Source organism: Pseudomonas sp. F220 (genome assembly GCF_057813935.1).
The window spans coordinates 1-25,234 of sequence record NZ_JBVASJ010000047.1 but is presented as its reverse complement, the minus strand read 5'-3'; the positions used below and the strand labels follow the sequence as shown (position 1 = coordinate 25,234).

Here is a 25,234-nt window from a genome sequence, read left to right as displayed (position 1 = left end):
CGCAACCCGGCAAAATGTCCGGTATGAATCCACACCCCGCCCTTCCCATCTGCTGCACCCCACTCGACGCCCACTGGCCGTTACCTGTCGCCCTGCCTGACACGGTGCTGCTGGGGACTCACTTCGATCCGTCGCTGTTGGCGCCCGATGATTTCCAGCGCAGCGCTATCGAGCCGCCTGCGAGTATTCAGCGTTCGGTGGCCAAGCGTCAGGCCGAGTTTCTCGCCGGGCGCGTCTGCGCCCGGGCCGCCTTGCAGCAGCTTGAGGGGCTCGATTGCATCCCGGCCATTGGTGAGGACCGCGCGCCGGTGTGGCCGACGCATATCTGCGGTTCGATCACCCACAGCACCGGCCGGGCCGCAGCCATTGTTGCGCGCAAGGAGCACTGGCGCGGTTTGGGGATGGACCTGGAAAACCTGCTCGACTCAGAGCGCGCCCAGCGACTGGCAGGAGAAATTCTCACCCCGCCCGAGCTGCAACGCATGGCCACCGGCCCCCAGGAACAGATTGCCCTGTTGGTGACCCTGACGTTCTCGGTGAAAGAAAGCCTGTTCAAGGCGCTCTACCCGATCGTCCAGCAACGCTTCTATTTCGAGCATGCCGAAGTGCTTGAATGGAACGAAAACGGACATGCCCGTCTGCGCCTGCTGACCGACCTTTCGAGCGAATGGCGCAACGGCAGTGAGCTTGATGCGCAGTTTTGTGTAGGGGATGGGCAGCTGCTGAGCCTGGTCAGTATCGAGGCCTGAGGTTTTTTAGCGCCTGTCCGGCCGCCATCGCGAGCAAGCTCGGCTCCTACAGGGCTATAGGTTGTGCCCATATCCCGCGACCAACACAAATACTGTAGGAGCCGAGCTTGCTCGCGATGGCAATCTATCGGCCAATAGAGAAGCCAAGGACCCGACTCAGCGCTTCTCCTGGTGCCGCGGCCAGCTCAAACTGAAACACGCCCCGCCCAGACTTTTGCTCTTGCTGATCAGCGCTCGGCCGTCGTGCCAGTGAATGATCCGTCGCACAATCGACAACCCCAGGCCATGCCCACCGGAGGCGCGGGTACGGCTGTCGTCCAGGCGCAAAAACGGCGTGAAGATTCTTTCCCAGGCGTTTTCCGGAACCCCCGGGCCATCGTCCTCGACATCCACCCGACAGCGCTGCTGGCCGACCTGATAGCTGATAGAGACCTGCGACTCGGCGTGACGCATGGCGTTGCTCAGCAGATTCTGCAATGCCCGGTGCAAGTAGCGCGGCTCGGCTTCGACCCACGCGTCGTCACAGTCAGCGGCAGACAGACACAAGCCGCGCTGAACTTTGACGTCGGCGCGTAACGGCGCCAACTCGCTGATTACCTGGTTGACCAAGGCATCCAGATCAACCCGCTGGAAATTCAGCGCTGGCGAGCCCTGCTCCAGGCGTGCGTAGGTGAGCATTTCGTCCACCAGCCGGTCGAGGTCCTGGATGTCGTTGTCCATGCCTACCCTGTATTTTTCCCGGGCTTGCGGCGTGGTGGCAGAACCGATCATCTCCAGACCAAAACGCAAACGCGCCACCGGTGTGCGCAACTCATGGGACACCGCCCGCACCAGTTCGCGTTGAATCGCCAGCAAGCGCTGCAAGTGCTCGGCCATACCATTGAATGCGGCCGCCAGGCGCCCGACCGAGTCGGCGCCGCGGGCCGGCACCCGGGTTTCCAGACTGCCCTTGGCGATCCGCGTCGCGGCCGATTCCAGCCCGCTCAAACGCCGCTCCAGTTGCCGCACCAGTAAATACACAATCAAACCGATCAGGCTCAAGCCAAGCGCAGCAATCAACACCAACCATTCAGGCGGATAAGGGTTCATCTGATACAGCGGACCGATTTCCAGCACCCAAGGCGTCCCGACCATCCCGGCAAACACACGGATCGAATCGCCCCCTTTGCCCAGCGCCATCACCGTATCGCCTTCAGAGACCCGCCGACTCTGGTCCTCGTCCATGTCCGCCTGATCCAGAGTGACCAGATTCAACTCGAAGCCAAAACCCTTGGCCTCCTTCAGCGCAGCCAGGCGTTGCGGTTGCTCGCCTACCGGGTAACGCACCAGCTCATCGGCCAACAGATAAATAGTTGCCCGCGCCAGTTGCTCGCTGATTTGTTGTACTTCACCCGTGAGCACCAGTTGCTCTTTATCGCTGACCAAACGATAGACCTTTGCCGCGTGCGGGCCGGTCTGCTCAACCAGCGCTTGACCGCGCAGCACACGATTGCGCTGGGTCAGATCCAGGTTGGTCTGGGTGAAGGTCTGCAAGGCCAGGGGGATCCCCAACAATCGTTCCCACACCACCAGCGCCCGACGCCGCTCGATCTCGCTCATTGGTTGCAGGTTGTCAGCCATCAACGAAAACGTACCATGAGCCAGACGCTCGCGGTATTGCTCACTGCGCACTTGATTGAGCAGGTTCAGCGCCAGCACGCCAAGCACCGCGACCAGAATCAGCGCTGCGCACATGCCGCCATAGATACGCAGGAAAATCGAGTTCACAACGGCACGTCTACGCAAGCTTCGGGGACGAACAGGTAACCTTTGCTGCGAATGGTCTTGATCAGCCGCGGATGAATCGGGTCATCGCCGATCTTCGGGCGGATGCGCGAGATCCGTACATCAATAGAGCGGTCCTGACCGTCGTAACCGATGCCCCGCAGCGCGGTGAAAATCTCTTCGCGGGAAAGAATTCGCCCGGCATTGGCCACCAATAGCCACAGCAGATCGAACTCGGCACTGGTCAGCTCAATACCGGTGTCATGCAACCAGGCTTCGCGTAACGCGTTGTCCACCACCAGCGGGCCGAACTGCAGACGCCTTTCAGGGGCCATTGCTTGCGGCGGCTCACTGCGCCGCAGCAAGGCCTGGACCCGTGCCAACAACAGGCGCGGGTGCACCGGTTTGCAGACGTAGTCATCAGCGCCCATGTCCAGGCCTAACACCTGGTCCATGTCGTCGGTACGCGCGGTCAGCATCAGGATCGGCCCGTCATAGCGTTCACGCACTTTGCGACAGATGCTCAAGCCGTCTTCGCCGGGGAGCATCAGATCAAGGATCACCAGGTCCGGTTGCTCGGCAATGATCCGCGCCGCTGCCAGCGCGCCATTGCCCTCGATAGTAACCCGCAGTCCGTTGCTCTCCAGATACTCGCGGGTCAACTCAGCCAGACGTTGGTCATCCTCGACAATCAATACCTGCCAGGCTTCTTGCTCCACGGGTGACCTCTTCTTGCCAAGAACACTAATAAGGAAGGATCCACCCGTCTTTTTGTAATGATAAGGGTGGATAAGACAGCGTATAGAAGGGGCGATTGTAGCAATGCCCCCCCTTGAGAACACAAGCAGGCAAATGCGCTCGGTAACAGCGTTTTTTTGTGATAGGGTTCGCGCCCGCAAAAATCCGCCCAAAGCTGTTTTCGGCGGCAAAATTCAGTGACAAACGGTCTACTCCAGTGCGGTCGGGGCCTACACTACGTTTGGCAGTTTCATACACAATTTACGCACAGCTTTATCCACAGGCAGCACGTTGCAATCGCCCCCCAAAACGCATTATCTTGTAGCCCGGCGGAAAAAAAACCCTACATGTAGGGTTTTACGCAAAAAAACCAAACACAAATCAGACAAGAAACTCAAGTGCTTTTCTTGCTCCTGTTTGGTTGAACCAAACACTTTTTCAGAAGACCAAACCGCGCGTGCGGATGGCAACTGTTTTCCAGCCTCTGGCCGCGAAAACGGTACGGGTGTTGCAGTACAAATACTGTCACCCACCAGGAATTCGGTTTTGAGCCCTGTGGCTGGAAACCAAAGACTTCGGCATGGAAGCGACGCCCGAAAGAGCTCCTTCCTACTGTCCCGAAGTTGTTATGCCCGACGCTCGTCGGTTGTAGTGCTTCAGGACGGAACGGTGGGCATCGTGATGGTGCCCAAACAAACATAGAGAACGTGGAGACACCCATGCAAACAGACACAACTCGCGAGAACCCGCAGGGCACCGCGCCGCAGGCCACTGATTCGAATCTGGATCTGTCCGCCACCGCGCCTGGCCAACTGCGCGTGATCAAGCGTAACGGCACTGTCGTTCCTTACACCGATGACAAAATCACCGTCGCCATCACCAAAGCGTTCCTCGCAGTTGAAGGCGGCACCGCTGCTGCCTCGTCGCGGATCCACGACACCGTTGCCCGCCTGACCGAACAAGTCACCGCAACCTTCAAGCGTCGCATGCCATCGGGCGGCACTATCCATATCGAAGAAATCCAGGACCAGGTCGAACTGGCCCTGATGCGTGCCGGCGAGCAGAAAGTCGCTCGCGACTACGTGATCTACCGCGACGCCCGCTCCAAAGAGCGTGCCGTTCGCACCACCACCGACGAGCCGGTACAAGCTCACCCATCGATCCGCATCGCCCTCGCCGATGGCAGCTTTGCACCGCTCGACATGGGTCGCCTGAACACCATCGTGACCGAGGCCTGCGAAGGTCTGGATGAAGTCGACGGTGCTCTGATCCAGCGCGAAACACTGAAAAACCTCTACGACGGCGTGGCGCTCAAAGACGTCAATACCGCTCTGGTGATGACCGCACGCACTCTGGTTGAGCGTGAGCCAAACTACTCCTTTGTGACCGCTCGCCTGCTGATGGACACCCTGCGTGCCGAAGGCCTGAGCTTCCTCGAAGTTGCCGACAGCGCCACTCACCACGAAATGGTCGACCTGTATGCCAAGGCCCTGCCTTCGTACATCGCCAAGGGCATCCAGTTCGAATTGCTGAACCCGGTTCTGGCCACCTTCGACCTGGAAAAACTCGGCAAGGCGATCAACCACGAACGTGACCAGCAGTTCACCTACCTGGGCCTGCAAACCCTGTACGACCGTTACTTCATCCACAAGGATGGTATCCGTTTCGAACTGCCGCAGATCTTCTTCATGCGCGTGGCCATGGGCCTGGCGATCGAAGAGAAGAACAAAGAAGACCGTGCCATCGAGTTCTACAACCTGTTGTCGTCCTTCGACTACATGTCTTCGACTCCGACGCTGTTCAACGCCGGCACCCTGCGTCCACAGCTGTCGAGCTGCTACCTGACCACCGTGCCGGATGACCTGTCGGGCATCTACCACGCGATCCACGACAACGCCATGCTGTCGAAATTCGCCGGCGGTCTGGGCAACGACTGGACTCCGGTTCGCGCGCTGGGCTCCTACATCAAGGGCACCAACGGCAAATCCCAAGGCGTCGTACCGTTCCTGAAAGTGGTGAACGACACCGCCGTAGCCGTCAACCAGGGCGGCAAGCGCAAAGGCGCTGTCTGTGCTTACCTGGAAACCTGGCACATGGACATCGAGGAGTTCATCGAACTCCGCAAGAACACCGGTGATGATCGTCGTCGTACCCACGACATGAACACCGCTAACTGGATCCCTGACCTGTTCATGAAGCGCGTCTTCGATGACGGCCCGTGGACCCTGTTCTCGCCATCCGAAGTACCGGATCTGCATGACCTGACCGGCAAGGCCTTCGAAGAGCGTTACGAGTACTACGAAGCCCTGTCTCAGTACCCAGGCAAGATCAAACTGTTCAAGACCATCCAGGCCAAAGACCTGTGGCGCAAAATGCTCTCCATGCTCTTCGAAACCGGCCACCCATGGCTGACGTTCAAAGACCCATGCAACCTGCGTAGCCCACAGCAGCACGTTGGCGTGGTTCACAGCTCGAACCTGTGCACCGAGATCACCTTGAACACCAACAAGGATGAGATCGCTGTTTGCAACCTGGGTTCGATCAACCTGCCGAACCACATCACTGACGGCAAGCTGGACACCGCCAAGCTGGAACGCTCTGTGAACACCGCCGTGCGGATGCTCGATAACGTGATCGACATCAACTACTACTCGGTGCCACAAGCGAAGAACTCCAACTTCAAGCACCGTCCAGTCGGCTTGGGCATCATGGGCTTCCAGGACGCGCTGTACCTGCAGCACATCCCTTATGGTTCCGACGCTGCCGTCGAGTTCGCCGACAAGTCGATGGAAGCGGTCAGCTACTACGCGATCCAGGCATCTTGCGACCTGGCCGATGAGCGCGGCGCTTACGAGACGTTCCAGGGCTCGCTGTGGTCCAAAGGCATTCTGCCGCTGGATTCGCAACAGATCCTGATCGAACAACGTGGCCAGAAGTACATCGATGTCGACCTGAACGAATCCCTCGACTGGGCGCCGGTCCGTGCCCGCGTACAGAAAGGTATTCGTAACTCCAACATCATGGCCATCGCACCGACTGCAACCATCGCCAACATCACTGGCGTATCGCAGTCGATCGAACCGACTTACCAGAACCTCTACGTGAAATCGAACCTCTCGGGCGAATTCACCGTGATCAACCCGTACCTGGTTCGCGACCTGAAAGCCCGCGGCTTGTGGGACTCGGTCATGATCAACGACCTGAAGTACTACGACGGTTCCGTGCAGCAGATCGAGCGCATCCCGCAAGAACTCAAAGAGCTCTACGCGACTGCCTTCGAAGTGGACACCAAGTGGATCGTCGACGCCGCCAGCCGCCGCCAGAAGTGGATCGACCAGGCTCAGTCGCTGAACCTGTACATCGCCGGCGCATCGGGCAAGAAGCTCGACGTGACCTACCGCATGGCTTGGTACCGCGGCCTGAAAACCACTTACTACCTCCGTGCCCTGGCCGCGACCAGCACCGAGAAGTCGACCATCAGCACCAACAAGCTGAACGCTGTTTCCAGCGGCGGCAACCACGGTGACGACTCGGTCCTGGCAGCACCTGCCGGCCCGGCGCCAGTGCCAAAAGCCTGCGCCATCGACGAGCCGGATTGCGAAGCTTGCCAATAAGCTGAGCAAAGTAAGCGTTTAACGGCGCTTACTTGAACCCCCCGATAGACCCTGGCTGGATTTGGGTTTGTCGGGGGTTTTCTTTTGGCCGGAATTTAATCTTGCGCCCCGATAGCGTTTTTCCTGATAGCGCCATCGGCCGGCTCTCAAGCGTTTCTCCCGAACGCGGCCCGAGCCGAACGTAGCCTGGCGGCAACGACTACAGGAAAGCGCTTAAATGACGCCCACAAAAAAGCCCCAGCAGCGAGGGGCCTTCTTGCGAATCGGTACTACGCAACCAGCATCAAACCATCTGGATAGTGGTCTGCATAATGGTGGCTTGAGTCGAGATGGTCTTGGCGTTGGCCTGATAGTTACTTTGCGCCTTGATCAAGTTCACCAACTCGTTGGTCAGGTTGACGTTGGAGTCTTCCAGGGAGTTGGAAACCACCGAACCCAAGGTACCGGTTTGAGCTGTGTCGTAAGCTGCAAAGCCCGACGAGTAGGTTTGTTTCCAACTGGTGCCACCGGATGGCTGCAGACCCTGCTCGTTGGTAAAGCTGGCCAAGGAAATCTGGCCGATAGCCCGGTCCTTGCTGTTGCTGAAGTTCGCGAACATCGTGCCAGTACCATCAATGGTCAGGTTGGTGATCTGGCCAGTGGCGTAGCCGTCCTGAGTCGGCAGCGAACGAGCGGTGTCGGCGTTGAACTGAGTAGTTTTGGTCATGTCGATCCCGACACCGGTCGCGTTACCACCTGCACCGTTAGCAGCCCACACGCCATTGGTAACAGTGCCCGGAGTCCATGCCCCAGGCCCCATGGTGATCGTGTTGCCGACTACCGTGAACGGACTCACGGCTGGCGCGACAGGCGGATTAACGGCAACCAGCTTGCCATCCGCACCGAAAGTCATCGCAACGGGTGCTTGGGTAGCCGCGCTAAACACGGAACCGTCCGGGTTACGGCCGTCAACCAAGGTGTAGGCGTCCCAGCTATTGGCACCTGTCTTGACCATATACTGATCCATCGTGTGCTGGTTACCCTGACTGTCGAAGATCGGGGTGCTGAACGACTTGGTGTACGTCTCGACTTTCGTCGGGTCAAATGCGTTCCCAACAACGGCCTGGTCAATAACCGGAGACGTCGAGCTGAGGTTAATGCTCGACGTGACAGCCCCGGTAGACTTCGGCGCCAGGTTCGACTGGTCGATGCGCAGGTCGGTCAACACGCCATTGATGATCTTGCCGTTGGCGTCCACGCCGTAACCTTGCAGGCGAGCAGTACCGGCGCTATTGGTGATGAAGCCATCCTTGTCGACCTTGAAGGTACCGGCGCGGGTATAGCTCAGCGAACCGCTATCATTCAGAACAAAGAAACCGGAGCCCTGAATCCCCATATCAAGCAAATTGCCGGTGTTGTTCACATCACCCTGGCTGAACTGCTGAGAAACGTTGGCAAGGCTTACGCCGTTACCCACGGTCTTGCTCCCAGTGCCCAATTTGGTTGCCGAGTAAATATCGGCGAATTCTGCACGGGACGATTTGAAGCCGGCTGTCGCGACGTTGGCGATGTTGTTGCCGGTAACGTCCAGTTGTTTATTGGCTGCATAGAGACCGCTAAGGCCGATATTGAAAGACATATTCCACTCCTTGTGCCGCGTTAGTCGGCTCTATAGACCAATAGTTTGTACTTTGGACAGCGCGATGGTGCCCATGCTTGCGAGGTTGAGCATCATCTCGCCGCCGGCTTGACCCAAGGTCACACTGTTGACTGTCGCCGGCAGATAGGTAATCAGGTCTGTCGCCTTATTATCGATGGAGGCGCTTGCCTTGAAGGTATAAGTACCCGGATCAACCTTCGCGCCCGCCGTGTTGGTGCCATCCCAAACGAAGGTGGCATTGCCTGCGGCCTGACTACCCAGATCGATGTTTTTTACCGCATTGCCGTCTTTATCAGTGATGGTCACGGTAGCGCCAGCAACCGAAGTAGGGATCACCGCTGAGCCGGTCATGCTCTTGGTCGTATCGACATAGGCCGATCCGGTTTGTACCACCACCGAGCGACCCACCAGCGAAGAAGCCTGCAAGGCCTGCGACGATTTGAAGGTGCCAGAGATGGCATTAACCGAAGTGTTCAGCGTGGTAATACCTTCCAGACTACTGAACTGCGCCAGCTGAGCCACGAACGCACCGTTGTCCTGCGGCTGAAGCGGATCCTGATTTTTCAGCTGGGTAACCAGCAACTTCAGGAAAGAATCTTTACCTAACGATTGACTGCCCGTCGCGCTGCTGGTTGCCGCCGCCAAGCCATCACTGCTGGTGGTAGCGGTCTTTTTCGAAGAGTTGGCTAAGATGTCATTGAGACTCAGGCCGCTGGTGGTGTCGTTAACACTCGCCATTTGAATAACCCCTTATCACTGACCGAGGGTCAGGACCTTCTGCATCATGGTTTTGGCGGTGTTCATCATTTCTGCGTTGGTCTGGAATGAACGACTGGCAGAAATCATGTCAGCCATTTCCTCTACCACGTTGACGTTCGGGTAGTAGACATAACCCTTGGCGTCAGCAGACGGATGGTTTGGTTCGTAACGCGCTTCGAGGTTGCTCTGGTCCTCGACCACACCCAGCACCTGCACACCTTGGCCGGCGGCATCCTGGTTCTGGAATAACGAATCGCTGCCGCCGCTCTGACCACCCTGGAACATGGTGGCGAACACTGGATGGCGAGCGCGGTAGGTCTGGTCGATGCTCGAAGAGACGGTCTCGGCGTTGGCGATGTTACTGGCGACGGTGTTCAAACGAGTGGTTTGAGCACTCATGCCGCTACCGGCAATATTGAAAACACTGGCAAGAGACATGGGTTACTCCCCGCGCAGGGCTGACACCAGCCCTTTGAATTTGCTGTTGAGCAGCGTGAAGCTGGCCTGGAAGTTGACCGCGTTTTGCGCGTAGTTCGACTGTTCCAGTTGTGCATCCACGGTGTTTTGGTCAATCGACGGTTGCATCGGCGTGCGATACATCAGCGTCTCGTCGCCATTACCCAAACCTTCGGCTTCGATATGACGGTTATTGGTCATGTTCAAAGCGAAAGTGCCGCTCTTGGTCTTTTCATTCTGCGCGGCCAGCACGGCAGAGAAATCCAGATCCCGAGCCTTGTAGTTCGGGGTGTCGGCGTTGGCAATGTTGTTGGCCAGAACTTCGGCACGCTGAGCGCGGAAGCCCAGCGCTTGTTCATGGATACCGAGCGCTTTATCGAAGCTGATGCTCATGTCGGGAAACCTTTGGGTGACCAGATTTTTCGTACGATGAACTTAGCAAGCGTCGTGCCAATTCACCAAAGGCCGTAATCCGGGGCTTTGCAGGCATCGGCAAGGCGGCAATGCCAGAAAAGCGGCAACTGATTTCCGCCGCCTGCCGCTTTTCTGCCGTTTGCACGGGCAATGATTACCCCACATTGGCATGTAGTGTTTGCTGGGTATCGACAGGCAAAAAAAACGGGAGCCCCCCCCTGAGGACTCCCGTTTTTTTTATGCCGCTGGCAAATCACTTCGCCTGGTAAATAATCCCAGGACTGCATTGGACCATCTGGTAGTGATCTGGCAAGCCATTCAGCGCCTCGGAAGCACCCAGGAACAGATAGCCGCCCGGTTTCAATGTGCTGTGAATCCGTAGCAGGATGTCCTTCTTCACCTCAGCGGAGAAGTAGATCAGCACGTTGCGGCAGAACACGATGTCGAACTTGCCAAGACTGGCATAGCTGTCCAGCAGGTTGAACGAACGGAACTCAACCCGACTCTTGATCGGCGCCTTGATTGCCCAACGCCCCGGCCCTTTCGGATCAAAATAGCGTTGCAGCCGCTCCGCAGAGAGGCCGCGGCCAATGGCCAGGCTGTCGTATTCGCCGGTCTTGCAGTTGTTCAGCATGGTACCGGACAAATCGGTGGCAACGATCTGCACACCCATTTTCAGCTGACCCAGGTTAGTCCGCTCGAACTCATCGATCGACATGGACAACGAGTAAGGTTCCTGCCCCGATGAGCACGCCGCCGACCAAATGCGCAAGCGCTGACCAGGGCTGGCCTTGATCGACTCGGGCAGGACTTTGTTCTTCAAGACTTCAAACGGATAAGTGTCACGAAACCAGAGGGTTTCGTTGGTGGTCATGGCGTCCACCACCATCTCGCGCAAACCACTGCGCGGCTGGGTCTGAATACGCTGAACCAGCTCACCCAAGGATTTGATGCCCTGCTGTTCCATCAGTTTGTTGAGACGGCTCGACACCAGATACTGCTTGTTTTCACCGAGCAAAATGCCACAGGCTTTTTCCAGGAAGACCCGGAACTGTTCGAAATCCAAATTACCCGTAGACAATGGTACCGCCTCTTAAATCGTGTTGACCGCCAGGAGCAAACGCCCCTAGCTGTTGTCTGCTGCTTTGATCCGGTCGACTACCCGGGATGCCAGGTCATCAGGGCGAAATTTGGCAAGGAAGTCATCGGCACCGACCTTCTTCACCATCGCCTGATTGAATACACCGGATAACGAAGTATGCAGGATGATATGTAGCTTTTGCATGCGTGGGTCGTTGCGGATTTCAGCCGTGAGCGTGTACCCGTCCATTTCGGGCATCTCGATGTCGGAAATCATCATCAAGAACTCTTCTTCCGGCTTCTTACCCTCGTCGACCAGCTTGCGCAGGTAATCCAGCGCCTGTCGGCCGTCGTTCAACGCCACTACATCGACCCCAACAGTCTGCAGACAACGCGTGACCTGCTTGCGCGCGACCGACGAGTCGTCGACCGTCAGCACCCGCAGGGAAACCGCCTTGCGCTGTGTTTCAACGTCCACCACACCTACCGAAATGGCTTCCGATGCCGGCGCCACTTCAGCCAGAACCTTCTCGACATCGATGATTTCGACTAACTGATTGTCGACCCGGGTCACAGCTGTCAAATAATGATCGCGACCAGTGCCCTTGGGAGGCGGATGGATCTCCTCCCAGTTCATGTTAACGATGCGCTCGACCGACCTGACCAAAAAACCCTGGGTCTTGGTGTTGTACTCCGTGATGATCACGAAGGGATTGCTTTGATCCTGCAAACCGCCCGAACCGGTCGCCATTGCCAGATCGAGGATCGGAATGGTCGCCCCCCGAATATTTGCGACACCGCACACGACAGGATTGGATTTAGGCAACAGGGTCAGCTTGGGGCATTGCAGCACCTCCCGAACCTTGAACACGTTGATCCCATACAGCTGCTGGCCGTCGAGACGGAACAACAACAGCTCAAGGCGATTCTGCCCTACCAGTTGCGTGCGCCGGTTCACCGAATCCATTACACCAGCCATGCCCAGACTCCTACACCAACACTTAAAATCCGATGCGCATTCATCGCTAAACGGCACGGGGCTTGCTTTTTAACTGCCATGAACGCAAAAACGACATTTTCCCGACGCCTGACATCAACGTACCGCAAATCACTTTGCGCATTGGCAGCGCTATGCTTTTTCAACGTTGGCAGCCCTGCCCTTGCTGATTCGGTCACCTTGCCTGATATGCTTATCGGCGTCACCCAAGGCTTTCTTGAATTCACCGTAGAAGACTATCTGGCGACCAGTCAAACGCAAGGACGCTATGAGATACAGGTCAGCCAGCTTGATCCTCGCTTGCGCATGCCGTTTTGCGACAAGGAATTGACAGCGACACTGGAGAGTCCGGCGCAGCCGTTGGGCCGTGTGACCGTAAAGGTGCGCTGCGACGGAGCCTCCCCCTGGACGGTCTTCGTTCCCGCTCAGGTCCGTCTGTTTCGAGAGGTTGTCACCACCACTCGCCCTCTTAAACGCGCCGCAATTATTGCTCCCGAGGATGTCACCCTACGCGAGCGGGACATCAGCCAGATCAATCAGAGCTATCTGACCTCTGTCGATCAAGCCATCGGTCAGAAACTCGTCCGACCAATGGTCAGCGATCAGGTCATCACCCTGGTCCACATGGAACAGGCGGAAGTCGTTCGCAAAGGCGATCAAGTGGTGATCTCCGCCCGCAGCGGTACGCTCAATGTCCGAATGCCGGGCGAGGCGTTGTCCAACGGCGGCCTGAGCGAACAGATCAGAGTCAAGAATCTGAACTCTCAACGCGTGATCAAAGCGCGTGTAACCGCGCCGGGCCAGGTTGAAGTTGCCATGTAGAGAACTGGCGCTACGCTCAGGCGTTCCCTAAACTGAGCCTCAAGCAAGGCAAGAGCCGAGCGCGCGCGATCTCAGCGATAATTGAGTCTAAAGTTTTTCCGGGTATGGCCGAAAACATGGCAAGCGTCCAAATACCCAGAGGTTTTTTATCATGGTCATCGATTTCAGCCGTCTAAATAGCTCCCCCTTACTCACAAGCAGTACGCGTACCAGCGGCAGCAAGGAAACCGGCGACGCCGGCAAGTCCGCGCCGGTGAATACCCCGGTCGAACAGACCAGTACCAGCAAAAGCGGGGAATCGGTACACCTTAGCAATGAGGCTCAACAGTTGCAGAAGGTCACTGACACGCTGCGCGATCAACCTGCTGTCGACAAAGCCCGTGTGGCTGAGTTGAAGCAAGCGATTGCCGATGGCAGCTATAAAGTCGACAGCAACCGTGTAGCCAGCAAACTGCTCAACTTCGAAGCCCAGCGCTAGCCAAAGGCCTGCGCCAGGCTTTTGGACGCTTAAAACCCAAGGCCAGCCATGCACGACACTAATTTACTGCAACTGATCACTGACGATCTTGCTCCAGCCCAACACTTGCTGGAGTTGCTGCAAACGGAGTCCCTCGCTTTGCACGGTCGCGACATGCCGTTGCTCGAAGATATTCTCGCGCAGAAACAGGCGCTGATCATTTTGCTTGAACAGCATGGGCGTTTACGCAGTCAGATCCTCATCAGTATGAACCTGCCCGCCAATCGAAGCGGTCTGGAACAACTTGCAGGGCAATCGTCCATTGGCGATCAACTGCTGACTCAGAGCGATGAGCTCAATCAGCTTCTGGCCAACTGTCAGGCAGCCAACGAACTCAACGGTCGCTCGATCCAGGTCCAGCAAGCCACCACAGCCAATCAGCTGAAGATCCTCACCGGTGGTGAACCTCCTGCCCTTTATGATGCCCGCGGATCAACCTCCAGGCTTGCGAAGCCCCGCCCACTCAGCCAGGCTTGAAATCAGAGATGAGCGCGCTCTATCAAGGCGCGAAACATGCTGGCAAAATGCCGGCTTTTGCGTGTCGTATTTTGTCTGGAGATTGATGAACCGTGTTCAATGCCTTAAACGCGGAAGATGCTTCGCAGCCACCGAAGGTGCTCACTACCCCTTTGGAAATCGCCGCTAATCTGCGGCTGCTGCAAGAGAGCCATGATCCACTGATCATCACTTTCCACGAGCGCAGCCAGCGCTTTCAGAGCTATCTGGTCGAAGTCGATCGAGACAGCAACACGCTCGCTCTGGACGAAATGATTCCTCGCGATGGCGAGCGCTTTCTGCTCAATGGCGAAGCCTACCGCGTCGAGGGTTTCCATGACGGTGTGCGGATTGCCTGGGATGGCAATGGCACACTGACGATCGACGAATCCAATGGCACTCGCTGCTATCGCGGCGCGATGCCTGTCGAAGTGGTCTATCACCAACGTCGCAATGCATTTCGCGCGGCTCTGAAACTGGCTCAACTGGTCAACATCGAGCTCGGCGGCGAAAAACTCAAGGCTCCGGTAAACGGCAAACTGCTGGATATTTCGGCTACCGGCTGCAAGTTGCGCTTTGACGGCGACATCTCTGACCGCCTGCAGTTAGGCGAGGTCTATGACCGCTTCATCGCCGCCCTGCCCTTCGGCAACATGACCGCGCCGGTTGAATTGCGCTATCTGCATCACGAAGAGCGTATCGACACGACCTTCGCCGGGGTACGTTTTCACAACATGAGCGGTCTGGTGCAACGGCAAGTCGAGCGTTTCGTCTATCAGCTTCAGCGTGAAGCACGCCGCTTCGATAAAGACGATCTCTGAACCTGACACCTCAATAAAAAACGGGCAATCCCTTTCGGTGACTGCCCGTTTTTCGTTTCAAGACGGCTAGGGCCTTGCTGCACTGAGGCCGTGGGGGTGATCCTCTCCTGGCTCCTCAGGCGGTGCGTCAGAGTCAGGATCAGGGTCCGACTCAGGGGCCGGCTCAGGCTCAGGATTTACCGGGTTTTGCATCTGATCCTGTACAACCTGCTCGTCGACCCGAGGGTCAAGCGCCGCCACCAAAGGCGAGCTCGACATACTGTCTGGCATGGCCACGTGATGCAGAGGCGCATCGTCGACCTGATGCAGGTTGGTCACAGCCTTAGGCCGAATACGCCACACCAGCACCAGCGCGAAAAAGCTGAAGAACGCATAGAGCATATGACTGCCGAACAGCTTCATCAGCACACCCGCCGCCAGCGGCCCGATGCTTGCGCCGACACCGTAAGTCACCAGCAGCATCGCCGTCAGCGACACCCGCCGATCGCCTTCAACATGGTCATTGGAAAATGCCACCGCCAAGGGATACAGACAGAACTGCACCAATGAACACAAGAAACCGGCGATAAACAGTATCTCAAGTGGCACCTGAGGCATGATCGCCAGAGGCAACGCGGCCACCGCCAGACAAAACGCAAAACAACGGATCAACAGCGCCCGATCATAGCGATCCGACAACCAACCCAGCGGCCACTGCACCACCAAACCTGCAAAGATGCAACTCCCCATGAACAGTCCGACCTGTTCCGTGGAAAGCCCTTGCTGAGAGGCGTACAACGGCGCCAGACCGTAGAACGAACCGACGATCAACCCCGCCCCCAGAACGGTACTCAACGATTGCGGCACACGCTTCATAAAAAAACGCGGCTCCATCGGTGCCGGATGCAGAGGCGCCGGGTGAATACGCCGGGTCATGGCGACAGGCACCAGACACAAGGCAAAACACAGTGCGACCAGCATCAGCAATTCCAGACCCAGTTCCGGGTGCATGACCAGAATCAGCTGACCCAAAACCAGCCCGAGGTAGGAAGCAATCATGTAGCCACTGAACACCAGGCCACGCTGTTTGGCTTCGGCCTGCTCATTCAGCCAGCTCTCGATGACCATGTACTGACACATCATGCCCAGGCCGACGATCATCCGCAGGAACAGCCAGGCCGGCAACCAATTCACCAGACCATGGCCCAGCACCGCCGCGCCGACAATCCCGGCGCAGGTCGCATAAGCCCGGATATGCCCGACCCGGGCAATCAGCCGGTGACCAATTTTCCCGCCCAGCACCAGGCCAAAATAGTTGGATGCCATCAACGCACCCACCCACAGACCGTCGACATGGTCGGCAGCCAGGCGCAACGCCAGGTAAGTACTGAGTAAGCCCGAGCCGATAAGCATCATCAGCGAGGCGAAATAAAGCGCTCGAAAGGATTTCCAGATTTGGCGCATCGGCGTTCCGAGCGGCTCCTTGAATTGAGTATCGGGCTATCAAGAACGATAGCCCGACGGCGACGGGTCGGTTATGCCTGGGCTGCTAAAACACGCCGCTCCCAGGGAGTGATTTCATCATAGAAGCTGCTCAGCTCCATGGTCTTCGAAGCAATGTAGCCTTCGATGAACTCCTTGCCGAACAGTTCCTTCGCCAATTGGCTACGTTTCAGACGCTCAAGAGCCGCATGCAAGGTACAAGGTAACGACAAACTTTCCGGCACTTCAAATTCCCCCTGAATCGCCGAGGTCGGCTCCAACTCGTTTTCTATGCCGTGAAGTCCGGCAGCAAGGCTCGCCGCAATCGCCAGATAAGGGTTGGCATCGGCACCCGGCAAACGATTCTCGACCCGTCGCGCCACTGGCGAGCTTGCCGGAATCCGCAATCCCGCAGCCCGATTGTCGTGGGACCAACAGGCATTGTTCGGCGAAGCGTAAGGATGGCACAAGCGCTGATAAGAGTTCACGTTCGGCGCAAAAAGTGCGGTGAAATCTGCCATAGCCGCTTGCTGGCCACCGATGAAATGGCGGAAGGTCGCGGTCGGCTCACCGGCATCATCGCTGAACACGTTACGCCCGGTACCCAACTCCACAATGCTTTGGTGAATATGCATTGAGCTGCCCGGCGTATGTGCCAACGGCTTGGCCATGCAGACCACCGTCAAACCATGCTTGAGCGCGACTTCCTTGAGCAAGTGCTTGAACAGGAAAGTCTGGTCGGCCAGCAGCAACGGATCGCCGTGCAACAGATTGATCTCGAACTGGCTGATACCCATCTCGTGCATGAACGTATCGCGCGGCAAACCCAGAGCCGCCATGCACTCATACACTTCACTGAAGAACGGCCGCAAGCCGTTATTGGAACTGACGCTGAAAGCCGAATGACCTTCCTCACGACGCCCGTCCAGACCTACCGGCGGCAGGAATGGCTGGGTCGGGTCGGTGTTCGGTGCAAATATGAAGAACTCAAGCTCAGTCGCCACCACCGGCGCCAGGCCTCGCGCCGCGTAACGCGCGATCACCGCTTTGAGCTGGCCGCGAGTCGAGAGGCGAGAGCTTTCGCCGGTCAACTCATCCGCATCGCAAATCGCCAAAGCCCGTGGCTGCTTGCTCCAGGGCAAACGATGGATATGTTTCGGATCAGCGTTGAGCGCCAGATCACCGTCATCGCTGCCGTAAAAACGCGCCGGCGGATAACCGCCCATGATGCATTGCAACAGCACTCCCCGCGCCATCTGCAACCGCCGCCCTTCGAGAAACCCCTCAGCGGTCATCACCTTGCCCCGAGGCACACCATTAAGATCTGGTGTGACACATTCAATCTCATCAATGCCCGTCAATCGCTGCGCGAGTGAACTGTGGCCATCGGTAGTCATGACTCAATCCTTGTTGTTGTGCAAACCGCTAACGGCGACCCGTACAAAATAGGCTTCGGCTGTTCGGAATATCAAGCAGCACACGCAAAAAGCGGCAATACAAGGCGCAGGACCATCATAAAGTGACGGCTGAAACGATAATTCAGGATTTCGCAGGACGGGTTTTGTCGCCAGCGGGGCCACTCAAGGAAGGTAGAGGCTAAACAACCCGCCCCCCAAGAGGCCGCCGTTGCTGATCTCGGTACGCCCACGCACACCGTTGCGCTGATGCTGTTGCGCAATGCGCGCGGCGAAATACAGGCCCAGGCCGGTGCTGCCACTCCCCTGGTTGATGCCCTGTACATAATCCGCCTGACGCTCGATCATCTGCGCCGGATAACCGTCCCCATCATCGTTAATGCTCAACACCAGTTGCCCGGCCTCGTCGTGCACGCTGATCAACAGAGCATGACGGGCATAGCGGATGGCGTTATTGATGCTGTTGGCCAGTACGGAGGCGATCAGCTCCCGATCGAAGAAACCGAGAGGACTCAAGGGATCGACCTCATAGGTCACGACGATGCCGCGGCTTTTGAACACGTCCTGATGACTGGCCAACTGCGCTTCGATGAAGTCATCCAGCTCATGGTAGTCAGGCTTCAACGGCAGTTGGTTGACGCCCAGTTTGTACAACCCCAACAACTGCACCAGCATGCCATTGAGGTGAGCGAACTCGTATTCGATTACGCCCTGCTCGCCGGCTTGCTGCTGGGTATCAGGCAAACGTGCAAGCCACTGAGCATGGGCCTGCATGAGCATGGCCAGGGAATTCTTCATGTCGTGCACGGTGGAGGCAATTACCGTCGAGAAATCGAGCCCGTTATCACTGTCGTTCATTCGCCAAACGCCTTGCTTCGCAGCTTCTGGAAACGCGGATAGCGCGCGTCGCTCTCAGGCATCATGCCCACCATTTTCAAGCAGGTCCGGCACTCTTCGAGCAATGCCGTGTCGGAACTGGCATCAGCACCGTGCAACAGCGATTGCGCCATGTTCAAGGCAATACTGATGTTCTTCGGCTGCAACAACAGGGCGCCGCGGAATAGCTCCCGGGCTTCGATCAGGGTGCCCGCCTTGTAACTGCGCACGCCCTGGCGGTTTAGATCGGCCGCGGCGTTGCCGGAATTGAGAATCGCCGGGTCGTCGGTCAGCTTGGCAATACCCTGCATCACCACTGGGTCGTCACCGTAGATTTCCGCACAGCTTTTCAGCATCGACGCACCGGCCTCCGCCTGACCCAACTGCTGGAGTTGCCTGGCAACCAAGAGCGCCGCCTCGGCGCTCATGAATTGCTCCATCCCCTCAAGACGGGCCATCGCCTGTTCAGTCAGTTTCTCGGCGGTTTCGGCATCGTTGAGCAACAGGCTGGTGGCTTTCATCAGCCGTGCGCGCACCTGCAGCCCTTGATCGTTGACGTTCTCTTTGGCAACCGCGCTCAGGGTCTGATTGACCTCCAGCCGGGTCCGGGTATCCAGCCCTCTTTCACTGCCTTTACTGATCAACGCCTGAGCCAGACCGAGATTACTCTCCGGGTCCTTGAAACGTGACTGCTGTCCTTGGGACACCGCCTGGCGATAGGCTTTCGACGCGCTTTCAAAATCTTCGTTAGCCAACGCCAGTTTGCCGAGCAGCGATTGGCGGCGCACAGCCAGTGGCGACAAACGAACGGCCTCCTCCAGCACACGCTGTGCTCCTTTGGTGTTTCCTTGGGCGACCAGCACATCAGCCATTCCGTCGTAGAGCGCCGGCATCATAGGGAAGGCCTTCAACGCCGTTTCGTACACGGTCTGTGCCTGACTGACCTGGCCTCGCTTGAACAGCAACCGACCCAACCCCGCATAGGCCCAAGGCAAAGGGCGATCTGCCAGAATGGCATTGAGGAAGCGCTCCAGCGCCTCATGCTGATTCATATCCCGCAGGGCGTCAGCCCTGAAACGCAGGCACAGCGGAGCAAACCGCGGCTCCTGCTTGCAAAGGGCGGCGCAAGCAGCCAGGACTTCGGTGGGTTTACCCCGGTCGAGGGCTTGCAGGATCGGCTTGAGCAAATTCTTGCGCTGCACCAGCTTCTCCAACCGCTGGGCTAAGCCTGCGCGATTGAAGGGTTTGGTCAGGTAGGCATCCGGCTCGTGCTCAAGGGCACTGAGCACCATGGCCTGGCTGCTCTCGGCGGTGACCATGACAAACACGCTTTCATGGCTGATCAGCTTGTCGACCATCAAGTCTTCGAGCACCTGCTGACCGTTCTTCCTCCCGTCCCCAAGATGGTAATCCTGCAGGATGAAGTCGTAGCGCTTCTGTGCACACATGCGTAGCGCCTGCTCCCCCGTGTCGGCAGTGTCTACGTCCTTGACACCCAGCTCGCGCAACATGGACCTGACCGAATTACGGAAGTCAGAGAAATCATCGACGATCAAAAAGTTTTTTTGGTGGTACGCCAGCATCGAAGATTCCAGCCAAGTAAGAAGATGAACCCAAAGGCAAATGCAAGGACGCGCTCAGCTTCGCTGCCCATTTCGGCGCGCAGATGATAGCTAGTAGCCATAGGCTATCAAGCGACTTTACACAGACCTTCGATTGCTCTTGCCTGCCGCACGCTTTGGGCTCGATCTACGGGTTTCCCTGGCATCGGGACAGCTGCGCAGAAGAGCTGCCCATCGGGTTATCGGCCACGTGCGGCATTCCCTTATAGGTACCGAGCAAGTAATCACCTATTTACCTCGCAACGTGGCTCGACTGAGTAGCCAGTGGGATTGCGAGCGCCCTCTGAGTTGCGCCATCTGACGTATTAGCGTTCTGACAGCTCAACGGCTGGCGATTCGCTCTACCAGTACAACCGCAACGAGGAAATCTGGCATGCACGATGAAGACAAATCGCTTTTGAAAATCCTGATCATTGAATTGGACACCGATGAATTATTTGCCATCGCTGAGGTCATCTGTTTGTGGCACCACAACCCTCATACATCCTCGCTGATGCTAAGACTGGAATCGCTGACGGCTTAGTCTGGTGGCCGATAACACCGCAGCGCAGGACCCTATTTCCTGAAAACCAGGCCCACGCTTCGCTTTTTCACTTTAACCTGCAACCTTTATTCAATAGCATCACACGTTGCGAAATTTCGTGATTCAAAATGGAGTTCTTTGTGAGGCATCCCGACCCACGCATTCTTTTTGTGATTCCTTATTTTGGTCGCTGGCCGTTTTGGATGCCATTTTTTCTGGAAAGCTGCCGACGCAACTCAGATATTGACTGGTTGCTGTTTAGTGACTGCGGCAGCCCGGGAAATCTACCGCCCAATGTCAAAATTGAGCCCATCAGTTTCAAGGGATATTGTCAGTTGGTATCGAAGCAGCTGGGGATCAATTTCGATCCGCCCGCAGCTTACAAGCTGTGCGATATCAAGCCAGCGCTAGGGCTTATCCATGCCAAAAATCTGGACGGGTACGACTTTTGGGCGTTCGGTGATCTGGACCTTGTCTATGGTGACTTGCGCTCGTATTTCACCGCCGAACGTTTGGCTCGCTATGACTTGTTTTCCACTCATGAGCGCCGTGTCTCGGGCCACTTGTGCTTGATGCGCAACAACTCCGGCACTCGTGAGCTGTTCATGAAAGTTGAGAACTGGAAGCAACGGTTTACCGATCATAAGCACTACGCATTTGATGAAAAGGACTTCAGTCGGGTTTTCATTCGGCACAAGAACTTCCCGAAACCGCTGTTCAAGTTTGTCGGCCAGCTCTATCCATTGCGGCGGCGCAGCGAATTCACGGAGTCATTCAGCACTCCAGGTGGCGTGATCAAATGGCATGACAGCAGTGAAAATTTCCCTCTTAATTGGTATTGGCGTGATGGCCACTTGACCAATGATCGCGACGGCGACCGGATGTTTCCGTATTTCCACTTTACTGTCTGGAAGGGCAATGAATGGTCTCGGTTACCGAAGCCGAACCCTGAGTACGTGCTGAAGCTGGCGCAGGAAGGTGCTTGGGAAATAGACGCGACGGGGTTCATTGGCTTTGACCATAAATCGGCTCGCCAGCCTCACGCAGCCAGCGCAAACCAACAGCGTCAGGCGCCAGCACTGCCATAGACGATAGCTTGGCACCGACTCCACACTTTTGCGGAGTCGGCCAATCTTGCGGGCTAAAGAAGTGCCACTAGCGCGACAACGGCGCCAATGATAGCGCCCGCAAATTTCAGCGCGCTCACCACGTCATCCACTGCCGCCTGCACATTCCAGTTTGCATACGCACTCCAGCGCCAATGATAACCGGCACACCGGTCAGCCCACGCATCTCTACGGCAGGCATCCATCATGTTCATCCGCGCATACCTCAGAGCATCGACCGAAGAACAGAACGCCGGCCGCTCCTGCGAATCGCTCGAGCAGTTTGCTGCAGATCACGACCAGGCAATTGCCAGCGTGTAGCTGCTGCCCCTCCCCTCTGACGTGTAGGAAAACGAGGGGATAACCCCCTGGATTCCGAATGAACCAGCCAGCCTAGGGCGAGTAAACAGTGCTCTGAGCAAATGCTGGGTACGGGGAAGGGGCAACGCTAACTTGTTCGGATTGTTGCTAAAGATTTCAATAACCGTGTCGATGACATAGCGAGACTTAGCGCTGCGTTGAGTCGCGGATGTGCGCATTTGTGTCAGCTATCTGTCATGTGATTTCCGCAACCATACGACCATGCACCTGATGTGCCGGCCTGCTTGAATCCCACGACCGGGAACGCTTCGAGGTCTTTGCGTACGACTACAGCGCTTTCGATAATTCCGAATACCGGCAACGCTTTCTCGGCGCGGTCGAACATCACGTCGAAATCCACTCGCTGAGCGACAAGCAGGCCGCAGCCCGTGTCGCAGAAGATCAGCTGGATATCCTGTTTGACCTGAAACTTTACCCGGGGGGTGGCCGTCCGGGCATTCTGGCTTACCGGCCCGCGTCGCTTCAGGCCGCTTACCTGGGGTACCCTGGCAGTGCGGCCAACGCCGATATCGACTACATCGTTTCAGACCGATTTGTGACACCTGACAGCAGCACGCCGCATTACACCGAGAAATTTTGTCGTTTGCCGCACACCTACCAGTGCAATGACCGCAAGCGCTTTGCCGCCTCGGAACCTGGCACAAGGGCCGCACATGGACTCCCGGATGGCAAGGTCGTGTTCGGCGCCTTTAACCAGTCATACAAAATTGATCGCTCCAGTTTTGCCATCTGGCTGCGCGTATTGACTGAGGTGCCGGACAGTGTGCTCTGGCTGCTAGGTCAAAGCGAAGCTGCGATAGCGAACCTGTCGCGCCACGCGCAGCTTGCCGGCATTGAGCCGGGACGGTTGATCTTCGCGCCGTTTGCTGCGCCCCAAGAGCATCTTGCACGTTTACAGCTGGCGGACGCCGTCCTCGACACGCAGGTGTGCAATGGACACACCACCACTTCAGATGCGCTCTGGGCAAGCGTTCCCGTGATTACCTCTCGAGGGCAGCATTTCCCATCGCGCGTCAGCGAAAGCCTGCTCAACGCGATAGATCTGCCGGAATTGGTGGGCGCTGATCATGACGAAATGGTACGCATCGCGAAACACATCGGTACTGATGCAGATTATCGGGCGGCCCTTCGCCACAAGATCGCCAGCAATCGCCTGACTTCACCTCTGTTCGATACCCTGCGCTTTACCCGCAACTTCGAAACGGCGATCGAAATGATGACGCAGCAGCATCGTAGCGGTGCGGCGGACGAACATATCGATGTGCCAGACTGCGGATCAGTAGAGCCGCAATTGACCGGTCTTCCGGACATCGATGCAACGGCGTCGCCATTGCAAGCGTCCTACCCGGCCTGCCCCTTGTGCGAGGGCGCCAGTGTCACCCTGGGGGCTGCCAACTGTACTCTGCATGGCTTGTGGCACGAACCCTTGCCACGCACCATAGAGTGGATGCAGTGCCCGTCGTGCGGACATGTCCATAACCGGCACTACTGGACGGAAGCAGGCCTGGCCGAAGTCTTTCGCAATGCAAACGCCAGTCAGCTCGCAGAAGCTTCTAGCCATGACGCCAAGCGAGCGATATGGGTTCCAGTGGTGGATAAGGCCATGGGATTGCTTGGTGGCTATCGGGCAGTAGCGAATCAGGCTGGTCGGCCGATTTGGTTGGACGTGGGGTGCGGCGACGGCGCATTGATCATGACAGCCGGAGATTACGGTTTTGCCGCTGTGGGATTGGATGCTCGAGCCGAATCTGTAACCCGGATTCAAGAACTGGGCTTCAATGCAATGCAACATGATTTCATGACGTTGAAAGTTGAGGTCGTGCTCGATGTCATCTCAATGATGGATGTTCTTGAGCATATTCCCTATCCGCAAGAGGCGTTACACAAGGCGGCACAAGTACTGCGCCCTGGTGGTGTTGCTTGTCATTAGCATGCCTGATTTAACATCTTCAAGCTGGAAGGTCATGGATGCAGCTAAAGTCAATCCTTACTGGCAAGAAATTGAGCATTATCATAATTTCAGTCGAGATCGATTAATTGCTCTATTAACTAACAGTGGTTTTGAGGTTGCTGATTTTGCAGTTCCAAACCGATATAAAGCCCAAATGGAGCTTTATGCGGTACGCAAATAGTGGCCCGGTTAGAGATGCAGTGGTCAACTAATACCAGACACCTTAATAGGTGATTTCGACGCCATCGCCCGTTCATAAACGGTCGGTGGCAGATATCCCAGTTTCTAGTGCAGCCGCTCGTTGTTGTAAACCCAACGGTGTATTCAGTGATGTCACGGATCGCTTCGGCGTGGTTGGCGTAATCGCGCCGTCAGACCCGCTCCATCTTCAAACTCAGGAAGAAGCGCTCCATCACTGAGTGTCCCAGCAGTTACCTTTGCGGCTCATGCTTTTCTGCATGTCATTTCGCGCCAGCAACAATCTGTAGCCCGCGCTCGCGTATTGGCTGCGGCGATCCGAGTGGGCAATCAGACCTGGTGGCGGTTGACGCTGAGCAACCGCCAGCTGCATTGCACTACACACCAGCTCAGCAGGCATGTTCGGGGCCATGGACCAGCCCACTATCTTGCGTGAGAACAAGTCCAGCACCACGGCCAGGTACAACCAGCCGGTACGGGTCCGGATGTAGGTAATGTCTGTCACCCAGGCCTTGTTCGCTGCCTCGGGTTCAAATTGACGATTCAGCACATTCTCGGTAATCGGCAGGTCATGCTTGCTATCGGTTGTGTGCACAAACTTGCGCTTCCAGGCCGAATGCAGGCCATTGGCACGCATCAGGCGACGGATTTTATAAAGGCCTACTTCCATGCCCTTGGCGCGCAACGCGTTACGTTTGGACGAATAGGTCAACTTTTCCTGCAGGCAAAACAAAACCCCTACCTGCATACGCAGATAGGGGTTTCGGAATTTAATCTTGACGATGACCTACTCTCACATGGGGAAACCCCACACTACCATCGGCGATGCATCGTTT

22 protein-coding genes and 2 pseudogenes are annotated in these 25,234 nt (G+C 56.8%); 11 read left to right on the top strand and 13 right to left on the bottom strand.

Annotated elements, in window-relative coordinates; all coding sequences use genetic code 11:
* The first annotated feature begins 23 nt into the window (after positions 1-23).
* Positions 24-749 (top strand): 4'-phosphopantetheinyl transferase family protein, encoded by a 726-nt coding sequence (locus ACZYSM_RS26285; RefSeq protein ID WP_489076119.1) that lies wholly within the window; start codon positions 24-26, stop codon positions 747-749.
* A gap of 156 nt (positions 750-905) precedes the next feature.
* Here ACZYSM_RS26285 and ACZYSM_RS26280 read toward each other — a convergent pair whose 3' ends face one another.
* Both ACZYSM_RS26280 and ACZYSM_RS26275 read right to left on the bottom strand, forming a co-directional pair.
* A complete protein-coding gene (locus tag ACZYSM_RS26280) occupies positions 906-2,516 on the bottom strand; it encodes an ATP-binding protein (protein ID WP_489076117.1) in 1,611 nt (536 codons plus the stop codon).
* Positions 2,513-3,232 carry a response regulator gene (locus tag ACZYSM_RS26275; protein ID WP_489076115.1) on the bottom strand — a complete coding sequence of 240 codons (720 nt, stop codon included), beginning with the start codon at positions 3,230-3,232 and terminating at the stop codon, positions 2,513-2,515. Before ACZYSM_RS26275 ends, ACZYSM_RS26280 begins: the two co-directional genes overlap by 4 nt.
* 738 nt (positions 3,233-3,970) lie before the next feature.
* Between ACZYSM_RS26275 and ACZYSM_RS26270 the strand changes: the two genes are divergently transcribed.
* Complete coding sequence (locus ACZYSM_RS26270) at positions 3,971-6,865, top strand: ribonucleoside-diphosphate reductase subunit alpha (RefSeq protein WP_489076113.1); 2,895 nt, start codon at positions 3,971-3,973, stop codon at positions 6,863-6,865.
* A 283-nt stretch (positions 6,866-7,148) separates the two neighbouring features.
* Here the strand turns inward: ACZYSM_RS26270 and flgE are convergent, their stop codons facing one another.
* The 6 genes from flgE to ACZYSM_RS26240 all read right to left on the bottom strand — a co-directional run bounded on the left by flgE (position 7,149) and on the right by ACZYSM_RS26240 (position 12,192).
* Entirely contained in the window at positions 7,149-8,483 is a 1,335-nt protein-coding gene (gene flgE, locus ACZYSM_RS26265; protein WP_489076111.1) for a flagellar hook protein FlgE, read from the bottom strand.
* A gap of 30 nt (positions 8,484-8,513) precedes the next feature.
* Positions 8,514-9,242, bottom strand: a complete 729-nt coding sequence (gene flgD, locus ACZYSM_RS26260) for a flagellar hook assembly protein FlgD (protein ID WP_489076109.1) — start codon at positions 9,240-9,242, stop codon at positions 8,514-8,516.
* Positions 9,243-9,257: 15 nt separating this feature from the next.
* Positions 9,258-9,701: a flagellar basal body rod protein FlgC gene (flgC, locus tag ACZYSM_RS26255; RefSeq protein WP_489076107.1), complete on the bottom strand. Its 444-nt coding sequence runs from the start codon at positions 9,699-9,701 to the stop codon at positions 9,258-9,260.
* 3 nt (positions 9,702-9,704) lie between these two features.
* A complete protein-coding gene (gene flgB / locus ACZYSM_RS26250; protein ID WP_489076105.1) occupies positions 9,705-10,112 on the bottom strand; it encodes a flagellar basal body rod protein FlgB in 408 nt (135 codons plus the stop codon).
* A 274-nt stretch (positions 10,113-10,386) separates the two neighbouring features.
* Positions 10,387-11,214: a protein-glutamate O-methyltransferase CheR gene (gene cheR, locus ACZYSM_RS26245; protein WP_489076103.1), complete on the bottom strand. Its 828-nt coding sequence runs from the start codon at positions 11,212-11,214 to the stop codon at positions 10,387-10,389.
* Between the two features lie 45 nt (positions 11,215-11,259).
* A complete protein-coding gene (locus ACZYSM_RS26240) occupies positions 11,260-12,192 on the bottom strand; it encodes a chemotaxis protein CheV (protein ID WP_489076101.1) in 933 nt (310 codons plus the stop codon).
* 78 nt (positions 12,193-12,270) lie between these two features.
* Here ACZYSM_RS26240 and flgA point away from each other — a divergent pair, with 78 nt between their 5' ends.
* The 4 genes from flgA to ACZYSM_RS26220 all read left to right on the top strand — a co-directional run bounded on the left by flgA (position 12,271) and on the right by ACZYSM_RS26220 (position 14,865).
* A complete protein-coding gene (gene flgA / locus ACZYSM_RS26235; RefSeq protein ID WP_489076099.1) occupies positions 12,271-13,032 on the top strand; it encodes a flagellar basal body P-ring formation chaperone FlgA in 762 nt (253 codons plus the stop codon).
* A 151-nt stretch (positions 13,033-13,183) separates the two neighbouring features.
* The gene (gene flgM, locus ACZYSM_RS26230; protein ID WP_489076097.1) at positions 13,184-13,510 is read left to right on the top strand and encodes a flagellar biosynthesis anti-sigma factor FlgM; all 327 of its coding nucleotides are present in this window, start codon (positions 13,184-13,186) and stop codon (positions 13,508-13,510) included.
* Positions 13,511-13,558: 48 nt separating this feature from the next.
* Entirely contained in the window at positions 13,559-14,026 is a 468-nt protein-coding gene (locus ACZYSM_RS26225; RefSeq protein ID WP_489076095.1) for a flagella synthesis protein FlgN, read from the top strand.
* A gap of 92 nt (positions 14,027-14,118) precedes the next feature.
* A complete protein-coding gene (locus ACZYSM_RS26220) occupies positions 14,119-14,865 on the top strand; it encodes a flagellar brake protein (protein WP_489076093.1) in 747 nt (248 codons plus the stop codon).
* A gap of 66 nt (positions 14,866-14,931) precedes the next feature.
* On the opposite strand, the gene ACZYSM_RS26215 is transcribed toward ACZYSM_RS26220, so the two are convergent.
* The 4 genes from ACZYSM_RS26215 to ACZYSM_RS26200 all read right to left on the bottom strand — a co-directional run bounded on the left by ACZYSM_RS26215 (position 14,932) and on the right by ACZYSM_RS26200 (position 20,200).
* Positions 14,932-16,308 carry an MFS transporter gene (locus ACZYSM_RS26215; protein WP_489076091.1) on the bottom strand — a complete coding sequence of 459 codons (1,377 nt, stop codon included), beginning with the start codon at positions 16,306-16,308 and terminating at the stop codon, positions 14,932-14,934.
* Between the two features lie 71 nt (positions 16,309-16,379).
* A complete protein-coding gene (locus ACZYSM_RS26210) occupies positions 16,380-17,621 on the bottom strand; it encodes a glutamine synthetase family protein (protein WP_489076147.1) in 1,242 nt (413 codons plus the stop codon).
* Between the two features lie 285 nt (positions 17,622-17,906).
* Positions 17,907-18,599: a sensor histidine kinase gene (locus ACZYSM_RS26205; RefSeq protein ID WP_489076089.1), complete on the bottom strand. Its 693-nt coding sequence runs from the start codon at positions 18,597-18,599 to the stop codon at positions 17,907-17,909.
* Complete coding sequence (locus ACZYSM_RS26200) at positions 18,596-20,200, bottom strand: response regulator (protein ID WP_489076087.1); 1,605 nt, start codon at positions 20,198-20,200, stop codon at positions 18,596-18,598. Before ACZYSM_RS26200 ends, ACZYSM_RS26205 begins: the two co-directional genes overlap by 4 nt.
* Before the next feature lie 412 nt (positions 20,201-20,612).
* Between ACZYSM_RS26200 and ACZYSM_RS26195 the strand changes: the two genes are divergently transcribed.
* From ACZYSM_RS26195 to ACZYSM_RS26175, 5 genes and pseudogenes are all read left to right on the top strand, one after another.
* Positions 20,613-20,762, top strand: coding sequence for a hypothetical protein (locus ACZYSM_RS26195; RefSeq protein ID WP_489076086.1), 150 nt, complete (start codon positions 20,613-20,615; stop codon positions 20,760-20,762).
* 140 nt (positions 20,763-20,902) lie between these two features.
* Positions 20,903-21,850 (top strand): DUF6625 family protein, encoded by a 948-nt coding sequence (locus ACZYSM_RS26190; RefSeq protein WP_489076145.1) that lies wholly within the window; start codon positions 20,903-20,905, stop codon positions 21,848-21,850.
* 225 nt (positions 21,851-22,075) lie between these two features.
* A pseudogene (locus ACZYSM_RS26185) lies at positions 22,076-22,186 on the top strand (recombinase family protein); the annotation flags it as partial.
* A 283-nt stretch (positions 22,187-22,469) separates the two neighbouring features.
* Positions 22,470-24,179, top strand: coding sequence for an O-linked N-acetylglucosamine transferase family protein (locus ACZYSM_RS26180; protein WP_489076143.1), 1,710 nt, complete (start codon positions 22,470-22,472; stop codon positions 24,177-24,179).
* Positions 24,180-24,213: 34 nt separating this feature from the next.
* Positions 24,214-24,381, top strand: a complete 168-nt coding sequence (locus tag ACZYSM_RS26175) for a hypothetical protein (RefSeq protein WP_489076084.1) — start codon at positions 24,214-24,216, stop codon at positions 24,379-24,381.
* A 104-nt stretch (positions 24,382-24,485) separates the two neighbouring features.
* Here ACZYSM_RS26175 and ACZYSM_RS26170 read toward each other — a convergent pair.
* Positions 24,486-25,107 (bottom strand): annotated as a pseudogene (locus tag ACZYSM_RS26170) (IS3 family transposase); the annotation flags it as partial.
* Positions 25,108-25,234: the final 127 nt, after the last annotated feature.

Coding starts and splice junctions, on each gene's coding strand:
- ACZYSM_RS26285 (WP_489076119.1), top strand. CDS start 24: ATGAATCCACACCCCGCCCTTCCCATCTGCTGCACCCCACTCGACGCC.
- ACZYSM_RS26270 (WP_489076113.1), top strand. CDS start 3,971: ATGCAAACAGACACAACTCGCGAGAACCCGCAGGGCACCGCGCCGCAG.
- flgE (WP_489076111.1), bottom strand. CDS start 8,483: ATGTCTTTCAATATCGGCCTTAGCGGTCTCTATGCAGCCAATAAACAA.
- flgD (WP_489076109.1), bottom strand. CDS start 9,242: ATGGCGAGTGTTAACGACACCACCAGCGGCCTGAGTCTCAATGACATC.
- flgC (WP_489076107.1), bottom strand. CDS start 9,701: ATGTCTCTTGCCAGTGTTTTCAATATTGCCGGTAGCGGCATGAGTGCT.
- flgB (WP_489076105.1), bottom strand. CDS start 10,112: ATGAGCATCAGCTTCGATAAAGCGCTCGGTATCCATGAACAAGCGCTG.
- ACZYSM_RS26240 (WP_489076101.1), bottom strand. CDS start 12,192: ATGGCTGGTGTAATGGATTCGGTGAACCGGCGCACGCAACTGGTAGGG.
- flgA (WP_489076099.1), top strand. CDS start 12,271: ATGAACGCAAAAACGACATTTTCCCGACGCCTGACATCAACGTACCGC.
- flgM (WP_489076097.1), top strand. CDS start 13,184: ATGGTCATCGATTTCAGCCGTCTAAATAGCTCCCCCTTACTCACAAGC.
- ACZYSM_RS26225 (WP_489076095.1), top strand. CDS start 13,559: ATGCACGACACTAATTTACTGCAACTGATCACTGACGATCTTGCTCCA.
- ACZYSM_RS26215 (WP_489076091.1), bottom strand. CDS start 16,308: ATGCGCCAAATCTGGAAATCCTTTCGAGCGCTTTATTTCGCCTCGCTG.
- ACZYSM_RS26210 (WP_489076147.1), bottom strand. CDS start 17,621: ATGACCGCTGAGGGGTTTCTCGAAGGGCGGCGGTTGCAGATGGCGCGG.
- ACZYSM_RS26205 (WP_489076089.1), bottom strand. CDS start 18,599: ATGAACGACAGTGATAACGGGCTCGATTTCTCGACGGTAATTGCCTCC.
- ACZYSM_RS26200 (WP_489076087.1), bottom strand. CDS start 20,200: ATGCTGGCGTACCACCAAAAAAACTTTTTGATCGTCGATGATTTCTCT.
- ACZYSM_RS26195 (WP_489076086.1), top strand. CDS start 20,613: ATGCACGATGAAGACAAATCGCTTTTGAAAATCCTGATCATTGAATTG.
- ACZYSM_RS26175 (WP_489076084.1), top strand. CDS start 24,214: ATGGATGCAGCTAAAGTCAATCCTTACTGGCAAGAAATTGAGCATTAT.